This is a genomic window from Rhodococcus sp. CH91 (assembly GCF_022554085.1).
GTDB lineage: Bacteria > Actinomycetota > Actinomycetes > Mycobacteriales > Mycobacteriaceae > Rhodococcus.
In genome coordinates this window covers 25,321-51,583 of the sequence record NZ_JAKFYR010000001.1, presented here as the reverse complement: position 1 = coordinate 51,583, position 26,263 = coordinate 25,321, and the positions used below count along the sequence as shown (strand labels likewise).

19 protein-coding genes are annotated in these 26,263 nt (G+C 68.3%); 9 read left to right on the top strand and 10 right to left on the bottom strand.

Annotation, left to right across the window (positions count from 1 at the left end):
• The first annotated feature begins 2 nt into the window (after nt 1-2).
• Nucleotides 3-1,544: an acyl-CoA carboxylase subunit beta gene (locus MOM01_RS00215; RefSeq protein WP_241383385.1), complete on the top strand. Its 1,542-nt coding sequence runs from the start codon at nt 3-5 to the stop codon at nt 1,542-1,544.
• Between the two features lie 12 nt (nt 1,545-1,556).
• On the opposite strand, the gene MOM01_RS00210 is transcribed toward MOM01_RS00215, so the two are convergent.
• From MOM01_RS00210 to MOM01_RS00195, 4 genes are read right to left on the bottom strand one after another with little or no spacing between them, the layout of a single operon-like run.
• Entirely contained in the window at nt 1,557-2,195 is a 639-nt protein-coding gene (locus MOM01_RS00210) for a TetR/AcrR family transcriptional regulator (protein ID WP_241383384.1), read from the bottom strand.
• 60 nt (nt 2,196-2,255) lie between these two features.
• On the bottom strand, nt 2,256-2,693 hold the full coding sequence (locus MOM01_RS00205) for a hypothetical protein (protein WP_241383383.1): 438 nt from the start codon (nt 2,691-2,693) through the stop codon (nt 2,256-2,258).
• A gap of 49 nt (nt 2,694-2,742) precedes the next feature.
• Complete coding sequence (locus MOM01_RS00200) at nt 2,743-6,051, bottom strand: arabinosyltransferase domain-containing protein (protein ID WP_241383382.1); 3,309 nt, start codon at nt 6,049-6,051, stop codon at nt 2,743-2,745.
• 44 nt (nt 6,052-6,095) lie between these two features.
• Nucleotides 6,096-9,389, bottom strand: coding sequence for an arabinosyltransferase domain-containing protein (locus MOM01_RS00195; protein ID WP_241383381.1), 3,294 nt, complete (start codon nt 9,387-9,389; stop codon nt 6,096-6,098).
• Between the two features lie 129 nt (nt 9,390-9,518).
• On the opposite strand from MOM01_RS00195, the gene MOM01_RS00190 reads away from it, so the two are divergent.
• On the top strand, nt 9,519-12,302 hold the full coding sequence (locus tag MOM01_RS00190; protein ID WP_241383380.1) for an FAD-binding and (Fe-S)-binding domain-containing protein: 2,784 nt from the start codon (nt 9,519-9,521) through the stop codon (nt 12,300-12,302).
• Between the two features lie 59 nt (nt 12,303-12,361).
• Nucleotides 12,362-12,799 (top strand): DoxX family protein, encoded by a 438-nt coding sequence (locus MOM01_RS00185; RefSeq protein ID WP_241383379.1) that lies wholly within the window; start codon nt 12,362-12,364, stop codon nt 12,797-12,799.
• A gap of 28 nt (nt 12,800-12,827) precedes the next feature.
• Here the strand turns inward: MOM01_RS00185 and MOM01_RS00180 are convergent, their stop codons facing one another.
• The 3 genes from MOM01_RS00180 to MOM01_RS00170 are packed head-to-tail and all read right to left on the bottom strand — an operon-like array spanning nt 12,828 to nt 16,985.
• Nucleotides 12,828-14,759, bottom strand: a complete 1,932-nt coding sequence (locus MOM01_RS00180; protein ID WP_374112236.1) for an arabinofuranosyltransferase — start codon at nt 14,757-14,759, stop codon at nt 12,828-12,830.
• Between the two features lie 40 nt (nt 14,760-14,799).
• Nucleotides 14,800-15,561, bottom strand: a complete 762-nt coding sequence (locus MOM01_RS00175; RefSeq protein ID WP_241383378.1) for a decaprenylphospho-beta-D-erythro-pentofuranosid-2-ulose 2-reductase — start codon at nt 15,559-15,561, stop codon at nt 14,800-14,802.
• Nucleotides 15,561-16,985, bottom strand: a complete 1,425-nt coding sequence (locus MOM01_RS00170; RefSeq protein WP_241383377.1) for an FAD-binding oxidoreductase — start codon at nt 16,983-16,985, stop codon at nt 15,561-15,563. The genes MOM01_RS00175 and MOM01_RS00170 overlap by 1 nt, the downstream gene beginning before the upstream one ends.
• A gap of 37 nt (nt 16,986-17,022) precedes the next feature.
• Here MOM01_RS00170 and MOM01_RS00165 point away from each other — a divergent pair, with 37 nt between their 5' ends.
• Together MOM01_RS00165 and MOM01_RS00160 are read left to right on the top strand one after the other, a co-directional pair.
• On the top strand, nt 17,023-17,550 hold the full coding sequence (locus MOM01_RS00165) for a GtrA family protein (protein ID WP_277609070.1): 528 nt from the start codon (nt 17,023-17,025) through the stop codon (nt 17,548-17,550).
• 120 nt (nt 17,551-17,670) lie between these two features.
• Nucleotides 17,671-18,510 carry a type IV toxin-antitoxin system AbiEi family antitoxin domain-containing protein gene (locus MOM01_RS00160; protein WP_241383376.1) on the top strand — a complete coding sequence of 280 codons (840 nt, stop codon included), beginning with the start codon at nt 17,671-17,673 and terminating at the stop codon, nt 18,508-18,510.
• A 55-nt stretch (nt 18,511-18,565) separates the two neighbouring features.
• Here the strand turns inward: MOM01_RS00160 and rfbC are convergent, their stop codons facing one another.
• Together rfbC and rfbA are read right to left on the bottom strand one after the other, a co-directional pair.
• Nucleotides 18,566-19,147, bottom strand: a complete 582-nt coding sequence (rfbC, locus tag MOM01_RS00155; RefSeq protein WP_241383375.1) for a dTDP-4-dehydrorhamnose 3,5-epimerase — start codon at nt 19,145-19,147, stop codon at nt 18,566-18,568.
• Complete coding sequence (gene rfbA / locus MOM01_RS00150; protein ID WP_241383374.1) at nt 19,148-20,023, bottom strand: glucose-1-phosphate thymidylyltransferase RfbA; 876 nt, start codon at nt 20,021-20,023, stop codon at nt 19,148-19,150. It abuts the gene before it with no gap.
• Nucleotides 20,024-20,076: 53 nt separating this feature from the next.
• Between rfbA and rfbB the strand changes: the two genes are divergently transcribed.
• From rfbB to MOM01_RS00135, 3 genes are all read left to right on the top strand, one after another.
• The gene (rfbB, locus tag MOM01_RS00145; RefSeq protein ID WP_241383373.1) at nt 20,077-21,084 is read left to right on the top strand and encodes a dTDP-glucose 4,6-dehydratase; all 1,008 of its coding nucleotides are present in this window, start codon (nt 20,077-20,079) and stop codon (nt 21,082-21,084) included.
• 132 nt (nt 21,085-21,216) lie between these two features.
• Nucleotides 21,217-23,121: a glycosyltransferase gene (locus MOM01_RS00140; RefSeq protein ID WP_241383372.1), complete on the top strand. Its 1,905-nt coding sequence runs from the start codon at nt 21,217-21,219 to the stop codon at nt 23,119-23,121.
• 3 nt (nt 23,122-23,124) lie between these two features.
• Entirely contained in the window at nt 23,125-24,630 is a 1,506-nt protein-coding gene (locus MOM01_RS00135) for a glycosyltransferase family 39 protein (protein WP_241383371.1), read from the top strand.
• Here MOM01_RS00135 and wzm read toward each other — a convergent pair.
• A complete protein-coding gene (gene wzm, locus MOM01_RS00130; protein WP_241383370.1) occupies nt 24,618-25,466 on the bottom strand; it encodes a galactan export ABC transporter permease subunit Wzm/RfbD in 849 nt (282 codons plus the stop codon). The genes MOM01_RS00135 and wzm overlap by 13 nt on opposite strands.
• Nucleotides 25,467-25,615: 149 nt before the next feature.
• On the opposite strand from wzm, the gene MOM01_RS00125 reads away from it, so the two are divergent.
• Nucleotides 25,616-26,263 carry a trimeric intracellular cation channel family protein gene (locus MOM01_RS00125; protein WP_241383369.1) on the top strand — a complete coding sequence of 216 codons (648 nt, stop codon included), beginning with the start codon at nt 25,616-25,618 and terminating at the stop codon, nt 26,261-26,263.

Genomic DNA, 26,263 nt, shown 5'->3' with positions numbered 1-26,263 from the left:
AAGTGAGCACCACGGCACAGAAGCTGGCCGAGCTGCGCGAGAAGCTGGAGGTGGCGAAGGAGCCTGCGGGCGAACTCGCCGTCGCCAAGCGCGCGAAGAAGGGGATCCCGAGCGCTCGCGAGCGCATCGACATGCTGCTCGACAAGGGCAGTTTCGTCGAGATCGGGGCCCTGATGAAGACGCCCGGTCGTGACGATGCCATGTACGGTGACGCCGTCGTCGTCGGCCACGGCACGGTCGACGGCCGTCCCGTCGCGGTGTTCTCCCACGACCAGACCGTCTTCGGCGGCAGTGTCGGTGAGATGTTCGGCCGCAAGGTCGCCGCGGTCCTCGACTTCGCCCTCAAGGTCGGCTGCCCGGTGGTCGGTATCAACGACTCCGGTGGTGCCCGCGTGCAGGACGCCGTCACTTCGCTGGCCTGGTACGGCGAGATCGGCAAGCGGCACGAGCCGCTGTCCGGTCTGTGCCCGCAGATCTCCGTGATCGTCGGCAACTGCGCCGGCGGCGCGGTCTACGCACCGATCAACACCGACGTGGTCGTCGCCACCGAAGGCTCCCACATGTTCGTCACCGGGCCCGACGTCATCAAGGCGGTCACCGGCGAGAGCGTGAGCCTCGAGGAACTCGGCGGCGCCCGCCAGCAGGCCGAGTACGGCAACGTCCATCACGTCGCGCCCGACGAGAAGGCCGCCTTCGAGTGGGTACGGCAGTACCTGAGCTACATGCCGTCCAACGCGCAGGAGAAGCCGCCGGTCGTCAATCCCGGTCTCGAACCGGAGATCACCCCCGACGACCTCGCACTCGACACCTTCATGCCCGACGCCGACAACTCCGGCTACGACATGCACGACATCCTGCTCAGGATCTTCGACGACGGCGACTTCCTGGAAGTCCGCGCGCAGACCGCGCCGAACATCATCACCGGGTACGCGCGCGTCGACGGCCGGGCGGTGGGTGTCGTGGCGAACCAGCCGCTGTACCTGTCGGGCGCGCTCGACGCGGCGGCCGCCGACAAGGCGGCACACTTCGTGCGCGTGTGCGATGCCTACGACATCCCGCTCGTGTTCGTCGTCGACACCCCGGGCTTCCTGCCCGGTGTCGAGCAGGAGAAGATCGGCGTCATCAAGCGTGGCGGCCGGTTCCTGTTCTCGTACGTCGAGGCATCGGTCCCGAAGGTGACGGTCGTGGTCCGCAAGGCCTACGGCGGCGGTTACGCCGTGATGGGGTCGAAGCAGCTCGGCGCCGACATCAACTTCGCGTGGCCCACCGCGCGTATCGCCGTGATGGGCGCCGAATCGGCTGTCGCGGTGATCGGCCGCCGGCAGATCGAGGCCGCCGGTGAGGACGCTCCCGCGGTGCGCCAGCAGCTCATCAACTTCTACAACGAGCACGTCGCCACGCCGTACATCGCAGCCGAGCGCGGCTACGTGGACGCCGTGATCGAGCCGTCGACGACGCGTCTCGAAATCCGTAAGGCGCTCACGCTTCTCCGCGACAAGGAAGTGTTCAAGAACCCGCGCAAGCACCACCTGCTGCCGCTCTGAGCGCGTCGTGGGTTACGTCCGCAGACCTCTGCGGACGTAACCCACGATGTGGTCGACCTCGGCCTCGGCGTCGAATTCCGAGGCGTCCTTCCACAGCAGATGCTCCATCGAAGCGAGCAGCAGAATCGACGTCGTCAGCGAATCACGTTCCGGATCGGTCGATCCCAACGCGGCGATAGGTCCGGCGAGGACGCCGGCGAGGGTCGTCTCGAGATCCTCCCGAACCTTCGGTGCATGCGACCTTCCGCCGGCCGACGACACGACATTGCGTGTGGCGGCGGCGATCTCGGGATCCACTGCCTGGGAGAGAATGGCAGCGATCCCGGCGCGCAGGGCGTCCTCCGGCGTGGCGGCCGCCTCGATCTTCCGGCGCAGATATCGGACGAGCCGGTGCCCACCCTCCTCGACGACGGCGTCGACGAAATCGCCCTTGCTCTTGAAATAGCGGTAGAAGGCGTCGTTGGAGAGTCCGGCGGCGGCGACGATGTCCGCCACGCGAGCGGGCGCCCCTCGGACGAGCAGTTCGCGCCCGCATCGGATCAGGGTGTCGACGTCGCGGCTCGCGGCCTCCTGCCGGGGCGACAGGCTGCGATGCACGGCCTGGGATGCGCGCGGCGACAGGTTCGACCCAGCTGGATTCTCGTTGGTCACTTGCTCATTCTAGATAACAGAAACGAGATTCTGCGCCACGCCATCCCCCGGGGCACCTGCTCAGGGGACGGTCCACGTCCCCACACCGGGGAGGTAGGTGAACTCCGAGGCGGTGACGACGGCCACGATGCGGCCCGACCCGGTCTCCGTCCACGGAAACACCCAGTCCGGATTCCCCAACTCGGGGTAGATCGGGAGGGTGACGCTGCCACTGGCGCCGGTGGAAAGGTTCGTCCAGTTCACGACGCAGCCGCACCAGAGACTGCTGTGGAAGGCGGAGAAGCCGGGCCGTTCGGCGTCGACGGACACGCTGACGGCCTCGTTGACGAGTGCCCCGCCGTAACCCGCCGACCCGGTGGCGCCACCACCCGATCCGAACACCGTCGTGAGTGTCGTAGCTTTCACCGGCTCTGCGGAGGCCGCCGGCGCCGCGGCCGTGCCGAGCGCAAGAGCGACACCGAGAACAAGTGTGAATCCCAACTTTCGCGAGGTCGTCATGCAGTGCATGTCGTCTCGCAGGCCACTCCTGTTACCTGTATCTCATTCGTCACTCGTACACGCGCATGGGAGCGGGTTCCCACAGCCCGGACCGCGTCACCTCGGTGGTGGTCAGTTCGGCCGGCTCCGCATTGGGGTAGTACCGCACGTAGCGTTCCAGCGATCCCCAGTCGCGGGCCCAATCGTTCTCCAGATAGGTCGGGACCTGTTCGGGCCGCGCCAGGACCTCCGCGAAGCCGAGCGGGCCACCGTTGTCGGCGGACTGCCAGGTGTCCGTGGACGACACCGCGAGCGGACGGTCGGGCAGGATGCGGTAGTTCGGCATCTCGGCGACACCGGCCCAGTGGTCGAACGGCCGCTGGCAGGGGAACTGCAGGCCCACGGCCCAGTCGAGCAGGAGCGGTTGCTCGGAACCGAGTTGAGCGTCGAGTCGCTCGAGGGTGGGAACGCGCGGCGGGGTGAACGCCAGCCACTGGTCGCCGGTGAGGTTGGGGTCGTTGGCGACGATGCGGACGGCATCGACGTCGCCGGGCAGATCCGCCAGCGGCACCCGCAGGTTGCGCCAGGACGGCGCGGGGCCGATGTCACGCGGCAGATAGGTGCCCTTCGCCTCGACACCTCCGTCGGGCAGGCGGGTGCCGTACTCGACGAGCAGTGACTGTCCGTAGGTGAGCGCACCGGTGTCGTCGTACGACCAGATGCGGCCGGCCGCGGAGATGACGATCAGCGGGGTCTCGTCGGTGATCTCGGGCAGGGCGTACCAGCTCGAGGTGAGGGAGGCGGGTTCCTGCACACCTTCCTGGTAGCTGCCGAGCACCGGTGTGACCGACGGGTCGAGTCCGAAGGGCAGTCGCACGGTGCTGCCGTTGACGGTCTGCGCACCCGAGCCACCCGTGGTGCCGCCACCGGAACCGGTCTCGAAGGTGGGGCCGACGCTCTGATTGTCGGTGTTGCCCTGGCCGGGCTTGACCTCGACGTAGTCGGCGGTCAGATCGGAGGGCACCCCGTCGGGTGTGAAGCCCCGCGGTTCGGCGCCGGCGAGCGGGTCGCCGTTCGCCGGGGGATTCTCCGGATCGACGATCGGTTCGATGCGCCCACTGTTGGGGTCCTCCTCGACGAGCACGTCGTTCGCCAGGCCGCAGGTCTGTCCGGCGACCGCCCCGATGTTGGAACGGGCCAGCGAGTACGCCGGGTACTGGGACACCGCGCCCTTGAGCAGTGACAGCACTTCGAACAGCACCATCACCGCGGCGACGACCGTGAGCGGGGCGGCTGCGAGGGCGCGGATACGCCGGCCCTTCTTCGTCTCCGGCGACTCCGGCGGAGGCGCGTATCCCTCACGCAGGTACTGCCACGCGACGAGCACGAGGGCGAGAGCGAACAGGACGAGGAACAGCGAACTGGACTGGTAGCCGTTGAGCGAGACCGTCTTGTCGAACCACGGCACGCCGTAGCTCGAGACGTACCACCAGCCGTTGATGCCCGCGAACGACACCGCCAGGACGAACAGCAAGCCGGCGAGGAAGATCGTGCGGTTGCGTCGCGAACGCAACGCACTCGCGGACACCACGACGGCCGTGACCGCGGCCAGCGATCCGGCGATGCCGGCGTACGCCCCGAAGTGGTGGGTCCACTTCGTGGGGTTGAACATCATGAAGAAGATCGTGCCGAAGACGATGCCGAGCAGACGCCAGGTCGGGCTCACCGCCACACCGGGGATCCGGCGGCGGCGCAGCAGCACGAACAGCGTCGTGAACAGGCACAGCAGCATCACGAGGAAGGCGAATCGGCGCGGCAGCGAACCGTCGACCGTCTGCACCATCAGGTAGTAGTAGCGGAGGAAGTCGTTCCACCACTCCTCGTTGGGACCGATGATCGTGCGCACGCGCGTGGCCTCGAGGACGGCGGCGAGCGTCTGGTCGGAGAACACCACGACCAGCACGAGCAGTCCGGCCGCACCGATCGGCGCGAGCAGTGGCAGCGTGCCCACCTCGCGGTGGCGGCGCACGATGATCCGCGTCATCGGACGGATACCGGCGATGAGGGCGGCCACACACATCAGGCCCGTCGGCGCCGCGGCGAGTGTGAAGGCACCGATGATCACTGCGGTCGCAGCGGGCAGCAGCCGGCCGGTCGCGATGGCGCGTTCGATCGAGCACCAGGTGAGCAGCGCGCCGAGAGCGACGATCGGCTCGGGCCGCAGGCCGTTGTTGTAGGGCAGCCAGAACGCGAGGAAGACCAGTCCGCCGGTCCACAATGCGATGCGGTTGTGCCGCACGGCCCGTCCGAGGCGCGGTATCACCTCGCGGCTGATGACCATCCAGCAGAGGATCGCGGCGACCAGCGCGGGGATCCGCATCCACGGGCTCGCGGTGGAGATCTTCGCGAACGCGGCGAGTACGTCGTAGTACCAGCCGAAGGGTGCCTCGGGGACACCGAACCAGCGGAAGTAGTTGGCCATGTAGCCGGAGTTCTCCGACACCCGCGCCATCGTCAGCAGATAGCCGTCGTCCGAGGTGTTCGCCCCGAAGAAGTGCCAGCCGACGAGGGTGAGGATCACCACGACGTCGACGCCGGTGAACTTCCACCAGCGTGCCGGCAGGAAACGCCGGTGGCCGCGACCGTCGGTGCCGTCGAGCTTGGCCAGGGCGCCGAGGGCGAGGGCGGTCGACAGCACCGCGAGGATCATCGCGAGCGACTTGACGAGCGTGGGCGACGAGGTGAAACGCGAGTCGACGTCGACGACGACCTCGAGGCCGGGCACAGCGGTCGGCAGGTCGCTGAACACACCCACCACGAGCGGTCGCAGGTCGCCGGTGAGCTCACCGGCGCGCGGGTTGCCGTTCTCGTCGAAGAGACCGACGAACTCGGCGGAGGTGCGTTCGGAATCGGAGACGATCCGCAGTTCGCTGCAGGCGGCCGACTCGACATCGGCGCGGGGCGCGGTCGCGACCACCACGTTGCGATCGAGCACGTCGACGTTCTCGGCACCCACGCGCACGAACATCGCGTTGAGCGCGGCGTCCTGCCCGTTGGTGGGTGCGGTGGCGAGCAGCATGCCGCCCTCGTCGGGCATGTCCGCGATCGCGGCACACGGCACGGTCGCCCGGAATTGCAGGGGTACCTGCGACATGAGAGGAAGCTCGACGTCGGTCGCCGCCGTGTCCTGCGGCCAGGTCATCGTCGTCTCCGTCACCCGCACCGGGAGGAACGGTGTGGCCAGCGCCAAGATCATCCCCAGCAACCCGGCGACGATCGCGACGAGTCGCGCCGTCCGGTACCGGGTGCGAAGGTCCTCGCCGACGGACCGGGTGGCGGTCACGGTGGGCGCGGGTGAGGTCGTCACGTCGTCGGGCACGGGAGTCGATGCTATCCGGCGACGTGGTGTGACGGCACTCGCCCTTATTCCAGGAGGACCGGAACCCCGTCACGGATGCGTCCCGGCGACCACAGGCCGGAGCGGGTCACCACGCCGGTGGTGATCTCCGCCGGCGAGGCCTCGGAGTCGATCGGCCGGTACCGCTCGAGCGATCCCCAGTCGCGGTCCCAGTCGTGGTTCAGATAGGTCGGCACGGTGTCGGCATCGAGCAGCAGCGGGATCCAGCCGAGCGGGCCGCCACCGATGTCGTCCTGCCAGCCGTTCGTCGCGTCCGCCCCGACCCGGTCCGGGAGGATCCGGTACTCCGGGACCTCCGCCACGCCGTTGCGGTGAGCGAACGGCCGCTGGCACGGGAAGGCGAGACCCACCGACCAGTCGATCAGCACCGGAGCGTCGGAGCCCACGACCTCCTGGAGGGTCTCCATCCGCGGCATCCGCGGCGGGGTGACCGCCACCCACTGGTCGGGCGAGAGGTCGCCGTCCGTCACCACCAGCCGGACCGCGTCGGCCTCGGCGGGAATGGCGTCGCTCGGAACGCGCAGGTTGCGCCACGAGGGCGACGGCCCGATATCGATCGGGGCGACGGAAGCGAGCGGTGTCACGTCCTCGCCGGATGTCGTGCCGAACTCGAGTCGGACGTCCTGGCCGGGAGTGATGACCCCGTCGGGGTCGACGTAGCGCACGCGACCGGCGGCCGTCACGACGAGCAGGGGTGTCTCCTCGGTGCGCTCGGGCAGGGCGTACCAGCCGGACTCGAGTTCCGCGGCCTGCTGCACGCCGTTGCGGTGGCTGCCGAGCACGGGCGTGGTCTGCGGGTCGAGGCCGAACGGCAACCTCACCGTGCTGCCGTTGACGCCCTGATCGCTGGTGCGCCCACCACCGGTCCCGGCACTCGTCGAGGTCGTGGTGCCGCCCTCCTCGCTGTCGAGGCTGTTCGCACCACCGGACGTGGTGGTTTCCGCGTCGGCGGTCAGGTCGAGAGCGACCCCGTTCGGGGTGAACCCGACCGCGGTCCCGGCCCCCAGCGCTTCCCCCGGCGCACCGTCGAGGGGTTGCAGCATCGTCGAGTTCGGGTCCGTCTCGACGAGCACGTCGTTGGCGAGAGCGCAGTGGTCACCCGTGAGAGCCGCGGCGTTCGACCGGGCGATCGAGTAGGCCGGGTACTGCGAGACCGCGCCCTTGAGCAGGGACAGCACCTCGAACAGCACCACCGCTGCGGCGATCAGCGTCAGCGGCGCCGACGCCAGTGCCCGCACCGGTCCGCCCCGGTCGGGACGCGCGGCGGTGAACGGTTCACGCAGGTGGAACCACGCTGCGGCGAGCAACGCGAGGACGGCCAGGCCCAGCAGCGCGGTGGAGAAGGCATAACCGGAGATCGACGGTGGCTTGTCCCACCACGGGATGCCGTAGCTCGACACGTACCACCAGCCGTTCGAACCGGTGAACGACATGGCCAGGACGAACAGCACACCGGCGGTGAACAGGGCACGGTTGCGGGCCGACCGGATGCCGACCGAGCCCACCCCGATCGCGGCGAGCGCGGCCACCGAGGCGGCGAGGCCCGCGTACACCCCGAAGTGGTGGGTCCACTTGGTGGGCGTGAGCATCATGAGCAGCAGAGATGCGAAGACGATGCCGAGGATGCGGCGCGACGGCCCGATCGCGGTGCCCGGGATGCGACCCTTGCGCAGGATCAGCATCACGCACACGACCAGGCACAACAACATCACGAAGACGCCGAACCGGCGGGCCAGCGAGCCGTCGGGGGAGACGGTGAGCAGCGCGTCCCAGCGCAGCCTCTCGTCGAACCACGGCACGTTCGGCCCGACGGCCGATCGCACCCGGGTCGCTTCGAGGACCGATGCGAGTGTCTGATCGGCGAACACCGCGATGAGCACCACCGTGCCGGACGCGAGGATCGGGGCGAGCGGGGCGACGATGCCCACGAGATTCCGTCGTGCGACGAGCACCTTCACGAGCGAACGGGCGCCTGCGAGGAGCGCGGCGACGGCGATCAGGCCGGTCGGGCCGGCGGCGAGCGAGAAGGCTGCGAGAAGCACCGCGATCGCAGCGGGTAGCATGCGCCCGGTCGCGACGGCGCGCTCGATCGAACACCAGGTCAGCAGCGCGCCCACCGCGATGATCGGCTCGGGCCGCAGACCGTTGTTGTAGGGCAGCCAGAAGGCGAGGAAGACCAGTCCGGCCGTCCACAGCGACACGCGACTGTGCCGGACCGCGACGCCCAGGCGGGGGATGACCTCGCGGCTGATGACCATCCAGCACAGGATCGCCGCGACGAGCGTGGGCAGACGCATCCACACACTCGACGTCGACATCTGTGCGAACAGGACGAGCACGTCGTAGAACCAGCCGAAGGGCGCCTCGGGGACCCCGAACCAGCGGAAGTAGTTCGCCATGTACCCGGCGTCGCCGGACACCCGGGCCATGTTGAGGATGTAACCGTCGTCCGAGGTGTTCGCCCCGACGATGTGCCAGAGCAGCAGGATGCCCACGACCACGCCGTCCACCGCCGTGAACCGCCACCACCGGGCGGGCAGGAAACGCCGCGCGCGCCGGCCGTCGACCCCGTCGAGACGGTGCAGGGCGAGGAGGGAGATCAGCGTGGCCAGTGCGCACACGATCATCGCGAGGAGCTTGACCGGGGTGGGGGTCGAGGTGAAGCGCGAGTCGAGTTCGGCGCGTACCGACAGCCGTTCGGTGGTCTCGCCGCTCGACTCGACATCACCCGCCGAGCCGCTGAGGTCGGTGAAGACTCCCACCATCTGCGGTCGTTCGTCGCCCTGGATCTCGAGCCCGGCAGGCGGATCCGCGCCCACCACCTGGGCCGCGGTGCGTTCGGAGTTGGACGCGACGGTCACCGCGGTGCACGGCGCGTCGAGGGGTGCGGAGACGAGCACCGAGTTGCGCAGGACCGCCTCGATCGAGCCGGGGGCGCCGTCTTCCCCGGGCACCGCGCGGATCACGAGACCTTCGGCGGTGGCGTCCGGGGAGCCGGGCGGCACGGTCGAGACGAGGGTGCCCCCGTCGGGACCGAGCTGGGCGGCCGCCGCACACGGCACACTCACCCGCAGTGTGAGCGGGGCGTAGGAGACGAGCGGCGCCTCGATGCTCTCGACCGTGCCGTTCTGCGGCCACTGGAGCTCGCTGGTCTCCTGGCGGACCGGCAGGAAAGGCAGGCTCAGCGCCAGGACGAACCCGAGCAGACCCGACACGATCGCGACGATCCGTGCGGTGCGCACGCGCGAGCTCGGATCGGACGAATCGGTTTTCCCGGGCGAAGCGGTATCGACTGGCACAAGCCCCGATGCTAGGCGAGTCGCTTCCGGAGGCGGGTTCGTGTCACTCTTCGAGCAGGCCACCGGGCGCCGCCACCGTTCTGTCCGACCCCGTCCGGAGCCGCGCCGGCGCCACTAGCATCGCTGTCTATGAAGACCTCGACCCCGATCGGGCACGCTCTCCGCAGGGCGGGCATCGGGGAGGTCTGCGACGACTCCACCACCCGTGCGCTGTACTCGTCCGACGCGTCGCTCTACCGGGTCCTGCCGCAAGCGGTGGTCCGGGTCCGCGCGGTCGACGACGTCGCCGCGGCTCTGGACGTGTGCCGCCGCGAAGGTGTTCCGCTCACCTCCCGCGGCACCGGCACCTCGCTCGCGGGGAACGCCGTCGGCCCCGGTGTCGTGCTCGACTTCTCGCGGCATCTGAACCGGGTGCTGTCGATCGATCCGGAGGCGTGCACGGCGCGGGTGCAACCGGGCGTGGTGCCGGCCGATCTCCAGCGGGCCGCGGCCCCACACGGACTGCGGTTCGGGCCCGACCCGTCCACCCACAACCGGTGCACGATCGGCGGGATGATCGGCAACAACGCGTGCGGCGCCCGCGCACTGGGCTACGGGCGCACGTCCGACAACGTCGTCGCTCTCGAGGTGCTCACCGGCACCGGGCACCCCCTGTCGCTGCCCGGTGCCGATCCGATGCTCGAACCTCTGCGGGAACTCGTCGCGCGCGATCTCGCGGCCATCCGTACCGAGTTCGGCCGGTTCGGGCGGCAGGTGTCCGGTTACGCCCTCGAGCATCTGCTGCCGGAGAACGGCTTCGACGTCCGCAAGCTGTTCGTCGGTAGCGAGGGCACACTCGGGGTCACCACCGAGGCAACGGTCCGGCTGGTCGCCGATCCGCCATTCCGCACGATGGTCGTGCTCGGATATCCCGACATCGTCGCCGCGGGAAACGCGGCGCACGGATTGCTGGTCTTCCGGCCCACCGCATGCGAGGGACTCGATTCGCGGATCGTCGACGTGGTCCGGGCTCGGCGCGGACCGGCTGCGGTACCGCCGCTTCCGGCGGGCGCGGCGTGGTTGTTCGTCGAGCTCGTCGGTGACGATGCGGGTGAGCTGCGCGAGCGGGCGGGCGCGCTCGCGCGGGCCGCCGACACGGCGGCCGTGCTGCACGTCGACGATCCGGCCCGTGCTGCCGCCCTGTGGCGGATCCGGGAGGACGGTGCGGGGCTGTCTGCCCGCAGTCCGCGGGGGCTGCCCGCGCACGCGGGCTGGGAGGACGCCGCAGTGCCGCCGCAGTGCGTCGGCGACTACCTCCGCGACTTCGAGGATCTTCTGGCCGGATACGACATCACCGGCTATCCGTACGGGCACTTCGCCGACGGCTGCATCCACATCCGGCTCGACATCCCTCTCGAGGTTCCGGGACTTTTCCGTGAATTCCTCTTCGAGGCAGGCAAACTCGTTGCCGAGTACGGCGGTTCGATGTCGGGTGAGCACGGCGACGGACGCGCCCGGAGCGAACTGCTGCCCCTGATGTACTCCCCGGACGCGCTCGCACTGTTCGCCGCCGTCAAATCGGTCTTCGACCCCGACGACGTCCTCAACCCCGGTGTCCTCGTCGACCCGCGCCCCGTCGACGTCGATCTGCGCGTGCCCGCCGCGCGGAAGGTGCGGGACGGCTTGGCCTTCCGCTATCTCGACGACGACGGCGACTTCACGCAGGCCGTGCATCGGTGCACCGGGGTCGGCAAGTGCCGCGCCGACAACACCGGCATCGGCGGTGTGATGTGCCCGTCCTATCTCGCGACCCGCGAGGAGAAGAACTCGACCCGCGGACGTGCCCGCGCGCTGCAGGAGATGCTCAACGGCACCTTCGTCGACGAATCGTGGCGGTCGCCGGAGCTGCACGAAACCCTCGATCTGTGCCTGTCGTGCAAGGGATGTCTGTCCGACTGCCCGACCGGCGTGGACATGGCGACGTTCAAATCGGAAGTGCTGTACCAGACCTATCGGGGACGGCGGCGCCCGGCGAGCCATTACGGGCTCGGCCGGCTGCCACGCTGGGCCGCGATCGCGTCGCGCGCACCGGCCGCGGTCAACGCTCTGACCCGGCTTCCGGGTGTCGCCCCGCTCGGACTGACCCTCGCCGGGCTCGATCGTCGCCGCCGTGTTCCGGAGTTCGCGCCGCGCACCTTCCGCGGATGGTTCGCCGACACCCTCCCGGACCGGGTTCGCACGGGCGAACCGGTGTTGTTGTTCGTCGATACCTTCACCGAGTACTTCACCCCGGAGGTGGGCATCGCCGCCGTGCGTGTGCTCGAGGCCGCCGGGCACCGCGTGCACGTCACCGGTGAACCCCGATGCTGCGGTCTCACCTGGATCACCACCGGCCAGCTCGACGACGCCCGGCGGATACTCGGCCGCACCGTCGCGCAGCTCTTCCGCAGCGGCATGCCGATCGTGGGACTCGAGCCGTCGTGCACCGCGGTCCTCCGCTCGGATGCGCTCGAACTCCTCGGGTCCGAACCGGCTCGCGTCGTCGCCGAGAGCACCCGCACGCTCGCTGAGTTGCTCGGCGAACGGGAGCTGCCGTCCCTCGAGGGGACCCGGGTCGTGGCACAGCCCCACTGTCACCACCATGCGGTGATGGGATGGGGTCCCGACGCCGCCCTGTTGCACCGGGCGGGAGCCGAGGTGCAGCGACTCGGCGGATGTTGCGGACTGGCCGGGAATTTCGGTGTCGAACGCGGGCACTACGAGGTGTCGGTGGCTGTCGCGCGCACGCAGCTGCTGCCCGCCGTCGAGGCCGCCTCCGACGACACGGTGATCCTCGCCGACGGGTATTCGTGCCGTACACAACTCGCCGACCTCACCACCCGCCGCGGCACCCATCTGGCAGAACTTCTCGCCTCCCGGCTACCCGCGCGATGACTTTTCCCGGCGTTCCCGGTCGATATGTGTGTCACCCACCACGACCATCGGAGAACGTCATGACCTCGACCCACTCCACCCTGCGCAGCGCATCTCATCGCGAGACCGGTGCACCCTCGCGCCCGGCACGGATCGCCGGAGCGATCGTCAGCGGTCTCGTCGTGCTGTTCCTGCTCTGGGACTCCGTCATCCACATCGCGAATGTCACGCAGGTGCAGGAAGCCATGGCCGAGCTCGGATTCGATCCGAGTCTCAACCGGGTCTTCGGCATCGTCCTGCTCGTGTGCCTGATCGCCTACGTCCTGCCGCCCACCGCGATCCTCGGTGCCGTACTGCTCACCGGTTATCTCGGAGGTGCCGTCGCGACGAATCTGCTCACCGAGCAGCCGATCGTGAGCACCACCCTCTTCCCGATCTACACCGGAATCCTGGTGTGGGGTGGATTGTGGTTGCGCGACACCGAAGTCCGGCGCATCATGCCACTGCGTCGGGGATGACGCTCACGCCTCGGACCGCATTCGGTGCTCACGCATCGCTGTTCCGGGTCACCACCACGAACGGACCCACCTCGGTCACGGTGAATCGCGGATCGTCGAACAATTCCTTGGGGAAGGTCACCGTGTAGCGACGCACGTTCGGGTCGTTCGGGTAGACGTCCTCGGCCAGACGCAGTGTGTAGCCCTCGGCGCCCTGTCGGAAGACGACGGCGTCGGGGGCTCGCCACGGCGACTCCTCCCATGCGGCGAGCAGTTCGTCGGGCGACGAGAACTCGGACCACTCCTCGATCGCAGCGGCGCGACCGGAGAAGTCGGCGAGCGGGTTGGCGTAATGCGAGGTCAGCGCCTGGAAACCGAAGTACGGATAGTAGGCGAGGAAGGTCGTGTCGGCTGTCAGGACCACGTGATCGTCCCGTCGGCCGCCGAGCTGGGACATGAGTACCTCGTCCACCTCGGCGTAATAGGCGGCAGCACCGGCAGGTCGCTGGTCGGCGCGCTCACCGTTCCCGTCGGTGTCGGTGTAGGCGACGGCGATCTCACCCGCGAGCACCTGAGGGATGTTCTGCGTGAAGGCCAGAGTGCCGAGAGCGCCTACCGCCACGATCACCCTCCGTACACGCGCGTCGTTGCCGGTCGCACGAACGATCCGGCGGGAGAAGTCGGCGAATGCGAAAGCTCCTGCGGCGGAGAGCAGTACGAGCAGGATCACTTCCAGGCGGAAAGCGAGCAGGGTGTTCCCCAGGGCCGTCATCGCCATCGAGGCGAGGTACCACAGGTAGACGGCGATCACGCCGAGACCGAGTGCCTGTGCCCGTCGGGAGGATGCCGCCCGAGCCACGAGCCATATCGTGCCGAGCAGCGACAGCAGACCGATCAGGGACATGTGGAACATCGGCAACGGTAGTCGCGCACCGGCGTCGGGGAGATAGTGCGTGGCGGTACCGGACTCGGACGGCGTGTTACCGCCGAGGACCTCGAAGACGAACGGCGCCCACACGATCAGGGCGACGAGCATCGCGATCGCGGCGATCACCACGAACCGCAGCAGCACGGGAAGTGCTGCTCGCCACGAATCACCGGCGCGCCACGCGAGCCAGGCGGCGACGACGGCCATCACCGTCACCGCGAAGGCGGCGATACCGAGATAGAGGGTGTAGAAGGTCGCGGCGAGTCCGAGGAACAGACCCGTTCCGACCACGGCGCCCCAGCCCTGCCGACCGCGATCGGCGCCGGGGACGGGCGCGAGGGCACCCCACGCCAGGACGAGCGCCGGCGCGACCAGCAGCGCGATCACCGCCCCGTACGGTTCCGGTGAACCGTAGGCCAGCACGACCAGCGTGGTCGCGGTCGCGGCGAGCACCGCGAGATCGGCGCGTACCAGTTCGGACCACAGCACCAGCGCGACCACTGCGGCGACGGCGATCGAGGCGATCGCGTACGGCTTGAAGGCGGCCCAGCCCTCCATTCCCAGCAGGTCCGCGACGCGTCCGCCCACCCAGAACCATCCGGCCGGATAGAACGACGGCAGGTCGGCGTAGTTCATGTCGTGCAGGGCCGCACTGTCGGTCAGCCGCGTGAGGAACTGGGTGCGGAACTCCTGGTCGACCGAGATGCCGTGCAGATACAGGCGGGTCGCGGCGAGCGGCATCCCGAGGGTCGCGGTGACGAGCCCGGACAGCGCTGCCCACGACAGGACGCGTGCGCCCATCACCCACGTGCGCCGACGCAGCAGATACACCGAGAGACCGAGCGCGGCGAGCGCCGCGAACTGCATGACCGTCGTGACGGCCTGAGTGACGTTCGACGACGTGAAGGCCGGCCACTGCACCGCGTCGAAGGCGAACAACCCCACCGCGGAAACGACGATCGCGACGACCACGGCCACGACGAGGTGGCCTGCGGTCGTCGCGATCTTCCGAAGCGGGGCGACGGGAATGCTGGTGCTGCTCGCGTCTGTCACGGAGCCTGAGCCTACTGACGCCACCGGGAGCGGGGGCGGATCAGATGGGCAGCTTGCGGAACACCGCGCGGGGCAGGTGCCGCAGCACGACCATCACGAACCGGAAGGTGCCCGGTGCCCAGACGATCTCCTTGCCGCGATCGGAGGCTGCCACCGCGAGCTTCGCGACGTCCTCCTTGTTCACGGTCAGCGGGGCCTCGTCGACGTGTGCGCTGAACTGCGTGCGCACCTGGCCCGGCCGCACCACGGTCACCCGCGGGCCGAACGGGCGCAGCGCCTCGCCGAGTCCGAGATAGAAGCCGTCGAGACCGGCCTTGGTGGAGCCGTAGACGAAGTTGGCGCGCTTGACGCGCTCACCGGCGACCGACGACATCGCGATGATGCGCCCGAATCCCTGCGCCTTCATCTTCTCGCCGAGCAGCACACCCACGGACACGGCCGCGGTGTAGTTGACGCCCACGACCTGCACGGCCTTGCGCTGGTTCTGCCACAGTTCCTCGGCGTCGGCGTCGAGGCCGAACGCGACGACGGCGACGTCCACGTCGCCGTCCTTCCACGCCCGGTCGATGACGGCGGGGTGGCTCGCGGTGTCGAGCGCGTCGAAGTCGATCAGGTCGACCTGCGATGCGCCGGCGGCCTTCGCCTGGGCGACGGCGTCCTCACGACGCGGGTCGCCGGGCAGGGCCGCGAGGATCACGCGGGCCGGTGCCTTGCGCAGATACTCCTCGACGATGGCCAGGCCGATCTCGGAGGTGCCACCGAGCAGCAGCAGGGTCTGGGGATTACCGACGGCGTTGATCATCAGTGGAGTTCCAACCTTCTGGACATATCGGAGGCGAAGACGTTGGTGGGGTCGACGGAGCGGCGCACCTTCAGCCACTCGTCGATCCGCGGGTACATGGCGTGGAAGGTCTCCGCGTCGGTGCGCGAGTCCTTCGCGGTGTACAGGCGACCGCCGAACTCGAGGACACGCTTGTCGAGTTCGCGCACGAACTCGTTCAGGCCGGCCTTGATCGGGAAGTCGACGCAGATGTTCCAGCCCTTCATCGGGAAGCTCAGCGGCGCCTTGTTGCCCTCACCGAACAGCTTGAAGACGTTCAGGAAGGAATAGTGCCCCGACTGCTGGATGTCGACGATGATCTTCTTGAACTCGTCGACCGCCTCGGGCGGCACCACGAACTGGTACTGCAGGAATCCGCCCGGACCGTAGGCGCGATTCCACTCACCGAACATGTCGAGCGGGTGATAGAACTGCGTCAGGTTCTGGACCTTGCCGGTGTAGTTGCCCGACTTGCGGTACCAGACCTCGCCCACTGCCGAGAAGGTGTACTTGTTCGCCAGGCCGTTCGGGAAGATGTCCGGGAAGGTCAGCAGGGTCGGCGCGTCGAACTTCAGCGGGTTCTTCTGCAGTTTCTTCGGCAGCTGATCGATCGTCGCGAGGGACCCACGCGAAATGGCGGCGCGACCGAGCTTGGGCGGCGCGGCGACCGCGTCGAACCAGGCGCTCGAATAGTCGTAGTTCTCCTCGGAGCCGTCGCTGTGCACGGCGATCGTCTCGTCGAGCGTGGAGGTGACCACCCCGTCGGCGATGAAGTACGCCGTCTCGGTGGGTGTCATCTCGATGGTCGCGCGCAGGATGATGCCGGTCAGGCCCATGCCGCCGACGGTGGCCCAGAACAGCTTGGAGTTGCGGCCGGTGGGCGTGCAGGTGCGGACCTGACCGTCGGCAGTGAGCAGGTCGATCGACTTGACGTGATTGCCGAAGCTGCCCGCGCTGTGGTGGTTCTTGCCGTGGATGTCGGAGCCGATCGCCCCACCGATCGTCACCTGGCGGGTGCCCGGCAGCACCGGAACCCACAGGCCGAACGGTAGCGCGGCGCGCATCAGCTGGTCGAGGTCGACGCCGCCGTCCACGACCACGCGCCGCGACTCGCGGTCGATGCTGTGGATCTTGTTCAGCGCCGTCATGTCGACGACGAGTCCGCCGGCGTTCTGCGCCGGGTCGCCGTAGGAGCGCCCGAGCCCGCGTGCGATGACACCGCGCCGCAGGTGGGACGGCTTCGACTCGTTGTCTTCCGCGACCCGCGCGACGGCCTGCGCGATCAGTTCGACGTCGGGAGTGGACAGCACCTCTGCGGTGGTCGGCGCGGTGCGCCCCCAGCCGGTCAGGGTGCGGGTCTGGGTGGGGAGCGGCTCGCTCGCCTGCTCCGTAGCTGTCGTGGACATCGGGGTAAAGGCTACCTGCGCCGCTGGGCCCGGCAAGATGCCATTGGTCACGGGGGAGGCTGCTCCGGGCGCTACCCTCGTCTGCGTGCCGGAATCCCACGACCCTGTGCAGCCGCTGCCGGAGCATCATGCTCCGCTCGCGCCCGAACTGCCGCTGACCGATTCGACGGCGGACGACGCACTGGACCTGAAGACGCAGCTCACGCGGTTCGTTCTCACCGGCGGCTTCTCGGCGATCGTCGACTACGGCTTGTACGTGCTGCTCATGGCGCTGGGAGTGACCCGCGACGCCGCCAAGGCCGTGTCGTTCGTGGCCGGCACCACCACGGCCTATCTGATCAACCGTCGGTGGACGTTCAAGGCGCCGCCGAGCCGGCTGCGGTTCGTCGCCGTCGTGCTGCTCTACGCTGTGACCTTCGCCGCGCAGGTCGGCATCAACCGCGTCCTCAACGAATCCCTGGGTGACGAGTGGTGGGTCACCCCGTTCGCCTTCGTCGTCGCCCAGGGTGTCGCGACGGTGATCAACTTCGTCGTCCAGCGAGCGGTGATCTTCCGCATCCGCTGAGCTTTGGTGTTCTCGACCACGTGGAGCGAGGTCGAGAACACCAAATCGTAGGGACGACGGAACCGACCGGCGCCGACATGCGTCGAACCGGGCATGTCACGCACGAGAGTTCATTCCCTCATGTCCCGCCAGGACGGCGTCGTCACCCGCCGGCAGGCGCTCGGTTGTGGGCTCAGCGTCGCCACGATCGACCGCTATGTGCAGTCCGGTGAGTGGCGTGCGGTCGCATCGGGCGTCTATCTGCGTGCCGATCGGGAACGATCCCCCGAGGTCCGATTACGAGCAGCCGTATACGTGGCGGGCGAGGGCGCGACGGCATGGGGGCCGAGCGCCGCGTGGTGGCACGGTGTCCTCGATCGCGCGCCGAAGCGGCAGTTCGTTACCGTGCCGCACCGCCGGGTGGTGAAGGCGCCGTCGGGGGTGCGGCTGCGACGACGAGACCTGCTGCCGGAGGACGTGACGTCGGTGCGTGGGCTGCGCGTCACCGGACTGCCGTTGTCGGTGGTGGAAGCTGCCGTCGAGTTGGAGGACGGATCGGTATTCCTGGACCGTGCACTGCAACGGCACACCACTTTGGGATTGCTCGAACGCGCACACCGCCGTAATCCGGGACGGCGAGGTGCGCGGGCGGCCGAACGTCTCCTGTGTACGGCCAGGACCGGCGGCCACTCCGAAGCCGAACGGATGCTCTACCGGCTGCTGCAAAAGGCTGGCATCGGGGGGTGGCGCCCGCATGTGAGGAGCTGCGGCTTCGAAATAGACGTGGCGTTCGAGGCAGAACGGGTCGCCATCGAGGTGGACGGCTGGGCATGGCATCGCGACTCGGCTCGGCATCGTCGCGACGTCGAGCGTCAGAACGTGCTGGTCAACGCAGGCTGGCACGTCCTCCGCTTCACGTGGCATGCCCTCACTCACGACCCGGACGGTGTGATCCGTCAGATCCGGCAGGCACTCTCCTGAACAGGAATTTCGGTGTTCTCGACCGCGTGTGGCGAGGTCGAGAACACCAGATCTGTCAGAAACGGGGGAGACGACCCGCGGCGTGGGCGTCGGCCAGGGTGGGGGCGGCACGGTCCTTCGCGGACAGTTCGTAGGTCAGCGACCTGCCGTCGGGCCCGGTTGTGGGCCAATGGATTCCGATCTCCGGATCCAGTGGGTGCACTTCGTGCTCACGCTCGGGGTCGTAGCCGGTCGAGCACAGGTAGACGACGGTCGAGTGGTCCTCGAGGGCGAGGAAGCCGTGACCGAGACCCTCGGAGAGGAAGACCGCCCGCCGGTCCTGCGTATCGAGCAGCACCGAATCCCACTGCCCGAAGGTCGGTGATCCGACACGCAGGTCGACGACGACGTCGAGCACCGAGCCCGACACGCACGTGACGTATTTCGCCTGTCCGGGAGGAACATCCGCGTAGTGGATGCCCCGCAGCACTCCGGCCGCGGAGACCGAGCAGTTCGCCTGCGCCAGGTCCAGGGGGCGGCCCACGGCGTCGCCGAAGGTCTCCTGCTTGAACCATTCGAGGAATACACCCCGGTCGTCGCCGAACTGTGTCGGGGTGATCTCCCACGCCCCGGCGATCCCGAGTTCCCGGTAGTGCACCTAGTGGTCCTTTCCTCGTTCGAGCAGATCGAGCAGATAGCTGCCGTATCCCGACTTCACCAGAGGCTCCGCCGCGACGCGCAGTTGCTCGTCGTCGATGAAGCCCAGCCGCCACGCCACTTCCTCGGGCGCGCCGATCTTCAGTCCCTGCCGCTGTTCGATGGTGCGCACGTAGTTCGACGCGTCGAGCAGCGAATCGACGGTGCCGGTGTCGAGCCAGGCGGTGCCCCGAGGCAGCACCTCGACCTGCAGCTTCCCTGCTTCGAGATAGGTTCGGTTGACGTCGGTGATCTCCAGTTCGCCCCGGGGTGAAGGCTTCAGCGACCGGGCGATCTCGACGACGTCGTTGTCGTAGAAGTACAGCCCCGGCACCGCGAAGTGCGACTTCGGGTCCTCGGGTTTCTCCTCGAGCGACAGTGCGCGGCCGGTGGAGTCGAATTCGATCACCCCGTAGGCCGACGGATCGGAGACCCGGTACGCGAAGACCGCACCGCCGTCGACGTCGGCGAACCGGACGAGCTGTGTGCCCAGGCCCGGCCCGTAGAAGATGTTGTCGCCGAGGATCAATGCGACCGGCTCACCACCGATGTGGTCGGCGCCGAGCACGAAGGCCTGCGCCAGACCGTCGGGCGACGGCTGGATCGTGTAGGTGATGTCCACCCCGAACTGCGTGCCGTCGCCGAGCAGCCGCCGGAACTGTTCGGCGTCGTGCGGGGTGGTGATCATGAGGATGTCGCGGATCCCGGCGAGCATGAGTGTCGAGAGCGGGTAGTAGATCATCGGCTTGTCGTAGACCGGCAGGAGCTGTTTGCTGACGCCCTGGGTGATCGGGTGCAGACGCGACCCCGTCCCACCCGCGAGGATGATTCCGCGCATGCGGATCATCGTGCCATCCACGCGGCCGGGGGATAGTGGATAGGGTTTCGCACATGAGGTTGCTCGTGACCGGTGGTGCCGGTTTCATCGGTGCGAATTTCGTGCACCTGACCGTGGCGGAACGACCCGACACGCAGATCACCGTGCTCGACAAGCTCACCTATGCCGGCAACCGCGCCTCTCTGGACCCGGTCGCCGACAAGATCACCTTCGTCGAAGGTGACGTCGCCGACGCCGAGCTGGTCGACCGGCTCGTCGCCGACAGCGATCTGGTGGTGCACTTCGCCGCCGAATCCCACAACGACAACTCCCTGGCGAACCCGGCTCCGTTCGTGCACACCAACCTCGTGGGCACCTTCACCCTGCTCGAAGCCGTCCGCGCCCACGACGTGCGATATCACCACATCTCCACCGACGAGGTCTACGGCGACCTCGACCTCGACGATCCGGCCCGGTTCACCGAAGCCACCCCCTACAACCCGTCGAGCCCGTATTCGTCGACCAAGGCCGGCTCGGATCTGCTGGTCCGAGCGTGGGTGCGCTCGTTCGGCGTCCGCGCGACCCTGTCGAACTGCTCGAACAACTACGGCCCTTACCAGCACGTGGAGAAGTTCATCCCCCGGCAGATCACCAACGTGCTCACCGGGGTGCGGCCGAAGCTGTACGGCACCGGTACCAACGTGCGCGACTGGATCCACGTCGACGACCACAACAGCGCGGTATGGACGATCATCGACGAGGGCGAGATCGGCGAGACCTATCTGATCGGCGCCGACGGTGAGACCGACAACCGCACCGTCGTCGAGACCGTCCTCGAGCTGTGCGGCAAGGACAGGACCGAGTTCGACTTCGTCACCGACCGGCCCGGCCACGACCTGCGTTACGCCATCGACGCGACCCGTCTGCGCACCGAACTGGGCTGGCAGCCCCGCTACCGCGACTTCCGTGAGGGCCTGGCCGCCACCATCGCCTGGTACCGCGACAACGAGCAGTGGTGGATGCCACACAAGAAGACGACCGAGGCCGTCTACGGCCGCACCGAACGTGTTCTGGACCGATGACCTGCGCCGTCGAGGGGCCTGCGCGCAGGGGGCGAAACACCGCCGAGATGCGTGCACAGCCGGGAGCGAGTCGTTTCCGCTGCTACTGTCGCATCGAAAACAGCGGACCGACCACGAGCGGGGAGTAGCCCGATGGAGCAGGAAGCTGCCGGCGACACGAGCACGATCGGACACGATGCGGGCGCGCTGGACGAGGTTCTCACCGAGCCCGTACGACGCGATCGGCTGATCGTTCAGCGTGGGGTCTTCGCGTCTCTGTCGCCGCGCGTGCCGGAGAAGATGTACGTCCACACCAAGGGTGATGCGGCCTCCGACCGTTACGGCCTTCAACTCGCCGACGGCGCCTCCGCCCACACCAACACGTACTTCGGGCGGTTCCCCGCGACGTTCTGGCAGCGCTGGACCGACGTGAAGACCGTCGACCTGCAGCTCACCTACGGCTGCTCCGGGACCGCGAAGTTCACGATCTGGGCGTCCGACGCGCGGGGACGTGAGCGGATCGTCAAGGTCGAGACGGTGTCGGGCTCGGGTGAGCTCGACCTCGAACTCCCTGTCGAGCGGTTCGTCGACGGCGGCGCGATGTGGTTCTCGGTCGAGGCCACCAACGGTTCGGTGCTCGTCTCCGACGCGCGCTGGACGGTGCCCGCCCCCGAGCATCTGCGTCCCGCTGCCGTGGTGATCTGCACCTTCAACCGCGCCGACGACTGCACGGTCACGGTGGGCACACTCGCCTCGGACGACGGCGCGATGGCCGACATCGAAGCGGTGTGCATCGTCGATCAGGGCACCGACCAGGTGCGGTCGCGGCCGGCCTTCGCGGAGGTCGCCGACAAGCTGGGCGACAAGCTGATCTACCTGACGCAGCCGAATCTCGGTGGTGCAGGCGGCTTCTCGCGCGGCATGTACGAGATCACCGGGTCCGCGAACGCGCAGCACGCCAACGTCATCGTCATGGACGACGACATCCTGTGCGAGCCCGAATCGGTGTTGCGGCTCAACGCTTTCGCCAACATGACAGTGCAGCCGACGATCGTCGGCGCGCAGATGCTGTCGCTGAGCAACCCGCAGGTCCTGCACGTCTCGGCCGAGCGTGAGGTGCTCGACGAGATCACCGCCGGCGCATTGACTCCGGGCGCGCGGATGGGCATCGATCTCGTGAAGAAGAAGCAGGACATGCGTTTCGACGCCGGCTGGAACGGCTGGTGGACCTGCCTGCTGCCCGCCGAGATCATCGCCGACTGCGGACTGCCCATCCCGCTGTTCTTCCAGTGGGACGACATCGAATACGGCATCCGCGCCCGGTTCGCGGGACATCCCACGGTCACCCTCCCCAATGCGGGTGTGTGGCACGCGGACTTCTACCTCAAGGACTACGACGACTGGGCGCGCTATTTCAGCATCCGCAACGGCCTGATCGTCTCGTCCATCTACGGACGCTTCGACGGCAACGACATCTCCCGCTATCTCTTCCGCAAGATCGGTGAGTTGATCGTCTCGATGCAGTACGGCCTCGCCGCGACCTTCATCAAGGCAGCGGAGGACTTTCTCGCCGGCCCCGACTTCCTGTACGACGGCGGACAGTCGGTCCTGAAGGAACTGCGCGAGTTGCGCGACCGCTATCCCGAGACGAAACCGCTGCCGGCCGCGCAGGTGGGCAAGGAATCCGATCCGCACACGCAGATGTCGGTGTGGGAGTTCGAACCCGACAAGAAGCGCGAGGGACTCGTGCTGCTCAAGCGCGCGGTGCAGCAGTTCGCCGGCAAGGTCGACCGCCGATCGGTCACCGTGCCCGCACACTTCGCGTCGTGGTGGCACGTGTCGCTGTTCGACAAGGCGGTCGTCACCGACGCCTCGCAGAACGCGGTGCGGGTGCGTCATCGCGACAAGGACACCGCCGTCGACCTCGCGAAGCAGGCCGCGAAGGTGTGCTGGCAACTCCGCAAGGAAGCGCCCCGGATGAAGACGGTATGGCAGGAGGCACTGCCCAAGCTCACGAGCCGTGAGAACTGGGCACGGCTGTACGGCATCGACGGCTAGTCCGTGAAGGCGTGGTCGCTTCCCCTGCTCGTCGGGGTTGCGACCGTGCTCGTCGCCGGGGCGTTCTCGTGGGTTCCCTCGCTGTGGTGGGACGAAGCCGCCACGATCTCCGCCGCCGATCGGCCGGTGGACGAGTTGCTCCGCGTGCACACCCGGATCGACGCGGTCCACGGCCTGCACAACCTGCTGCTGCACTACTGGTTCTCCCTGGTCGGCGTCGACGAGTTCACCGCCCGCCTTCCCGGTGCGGTGGCGCTCGGCGTGGGTGCTGCGGCCGTCGCCGCGACCGGCCAGGTGCTCGCGGGACGCCGCGTGGGGATCGCCGCCGGAGTGCTGTTCGCCCTGTCTCCCCGCGTGACCTGGGCGGCGACCGAAGCGCGGTCCTATGCGTTCGTCGTGGCGCTGGTTGCGGTGCTGTCGCTGCTGGTCGCGCTCGCGTGCACGACCGGCCGCCGACGCTGGTGGGTGCTCTACGCCCTCGCGCTGCCGATCGCGACGATGATGTTCGTGTACTCCGCGACGGTCGTCGTGGCCCACGCCGTCACCGTCGCTGCACGTTCCCGTGAACGGGCCGCTTTCGTTCTCTCCGCAGGGATGGGGATCGCGCTCTCGGTCCCGTTCGTGCTGCTCGCGTTCTCGCAGGCGAAGCAGGTGGCGTGGATTCCGCCGCTCGACTCGATGATCGTCCGCACGATCGCTCTCGACCAGTGGTTCCCGCAGGCCCCGGGGACGGCCGCACTGTGCGCGGCGATCACCGTGGCCGGAGTGATCGTCGCCGCCCGCCGGGGCGTGCTCCCGGGAGAGCGCACCCTGCTGTGGCTCGCGGTGCCGGCTTTCGCTGTGCCGATGACCTTGCTGCTGGTGTATTCACTCCTCGCGGAGAACATGTACCTCGAGCGGTATCTCGCGTTCACCGTTCCCGCGATGGTGCTGCTCGTCGGCTGGGCTGCCGCCCGCGTCGCCACGCAGTGGTGGTCGATGCTGGTGGTGCTCACGGCCGTCGCCGTCACAGCGGCTCCCGCCTACGTGCAGCAGCGGCAACTGTTCGGCAAGCCGGGCGGGATGGATTACAGCGCGATCGCCGACCGGCTGATCGAACGCTCCGAACCCGGGGACTGCGTCGCGTTCGAGCCCCGCGTCTCGTGGGCCCCGACGTCACTGCGCGCGGTCGTGGATGCCCGGCCCGACGCGGTGGAGGGTCTCGACGACGTAGGCCTCGGCCGTGATGCCGTCGACCGCGTCAACCTGTGGTCGACCGACGCCTCGCCGTCGGAACTCGCCGACCGCGCGGCGGCGCGATGTGAGGTGCTGTGGGTGGTCGCCGACGGGGAGCGGGAGGCCGGCTTCCGGGTGTGGCATCCGAACAACGTGTGGTGGCGCTTCGAGCCCCACCGGTTCACCGACACCGAGACCTACCGGGCGCTGGAGTCCGCGGGTTTCCGGATCACCGACAGGGAACCGATCCACCGGTCCCAGCTGATCCGGCTCGAACCGGCTCAGACCCAGTAGGCGACGCGCGAGCGGTAGTTGCGCATCGCGAGCAGGGCCACACCCCAGCCGACGACGGTGATGATCAGGACGATGACCCAGTGGTAGAGCTGCTGGTCGCCGCCGAGCAGCGGTGTCCGCACGATGTCGAGGAAGTGGTAGAGCGGATTGATCTCGGCGATCCGCGCCCGGTCCTCGTTGCCGGTGCCCTCGAGGGTCTTCTCCGTCCAGATGATCGGCGTCATGAAGAACAGCAGCTGGACGATGCTGCTGAGCAGCGGCGCGATGTCGCGGTAGCGGGTCGCGAGGATGCCGAAGACCAATGACACCCACACCGCGTTGATGGCGATCAGCGCGAGGGCGGGGATCGCCGCGAGCGCCGTCCAGTGCAGCTGACGGGGGAAGACGATGAGGATGCCGATGTAGATGACGATGTTGTGCGCGAACAGGATCATCTGCCGCCACACCAGCCGGTAGACGTGCACGCTCAGCGGCGTGGGCAGCTGTTTGATCAGGCCCTCGTTGGACATGAACACGTCCGCGCCCTCGAGGATCGACCCCTGGATCAGGTTCCAGATGATGAAGCCGAGCGCGACGTACGGGAGGAATTCGGGCACGTCGAGGTTGAACAGGGTGCCGTACAGCACACCCATCGCGATCGCCGTGACACCCGTCGCGATGGTGATCCAGATCGGCCCGAGGACCGACCGCCGGTAGCGCTGTTTGATGTCCTGCCAGCCGAGCAGCAACCACAGTTCACGGTGGTTGAAGCCTTCGCGCAGATCCTGGAACGCGCGCCGGAACGAGCGTGAGGACGACTCGATGGGGTGGTCGTCTACGGTGAGGGCATCAGACACGGATCCCGAGCCTACCCGCGGTGGAAAAGCGGCATCCAGCGGCGCAGGATCGATCGAGCCAGCATGCTGTATCCGGACGGTGTACCCATCGACCGAGCACCGGGAGACAGCATGACGTCGATCCTTCCTGCAGGGGTCGTCTCGTGGAGGTGAACACGCAGAGCACGCTGCTGCTCGTGCTCGACCTGCTCGGCACCTTCGCGTTCGCGCTCAACGGAGCACTCACCGCCGTCCGGGTCATCCGGATCGACATCGTCGGGGTGGTGACGCTCGGAATGATCACCGCCCTGGGTGGCGGCATCCTGCGCGACATCATGATCGACGACCTGCCGCCGTCGACCTTCAGCGACTGGCGGTATCTCACGGTCGCCGCGGCCGGCAGTCTCCTCGCGTTCTTCGCGCGCCGGCTGGAGCGACTGTCCACACCCATCACGGTGTTCGACGCGGCCGGTCTGAGCCTGTTCGCGATCACCGGTGCGGGCAAGGCCCTGGACTTCGGTCTCGGCCCGATGCAGGCGGTCATCCTCGGCACGATCACCGGTGTCGGCGGCGGCACGGTGCGTGACGTCCTCGTCCGGCGCGTACCGGTCGTGCTGACCAGCGAGCTCTATGCGATCCCCGCGATCGTGGGGGCGACCGTCCTCGTCGTCTGTGACCGTGCCGGTGTACCCGGCCTGCCCGCGGCGCTCGGTGCGGCGGCGCTGTGCTTCGCGATACGGATGATCGGGGTCCGCTACGACCTCCACGCTCCGAGGCCACAGGGCTTCGACGACCCCGATCGGCCGAAGCGGACGTAA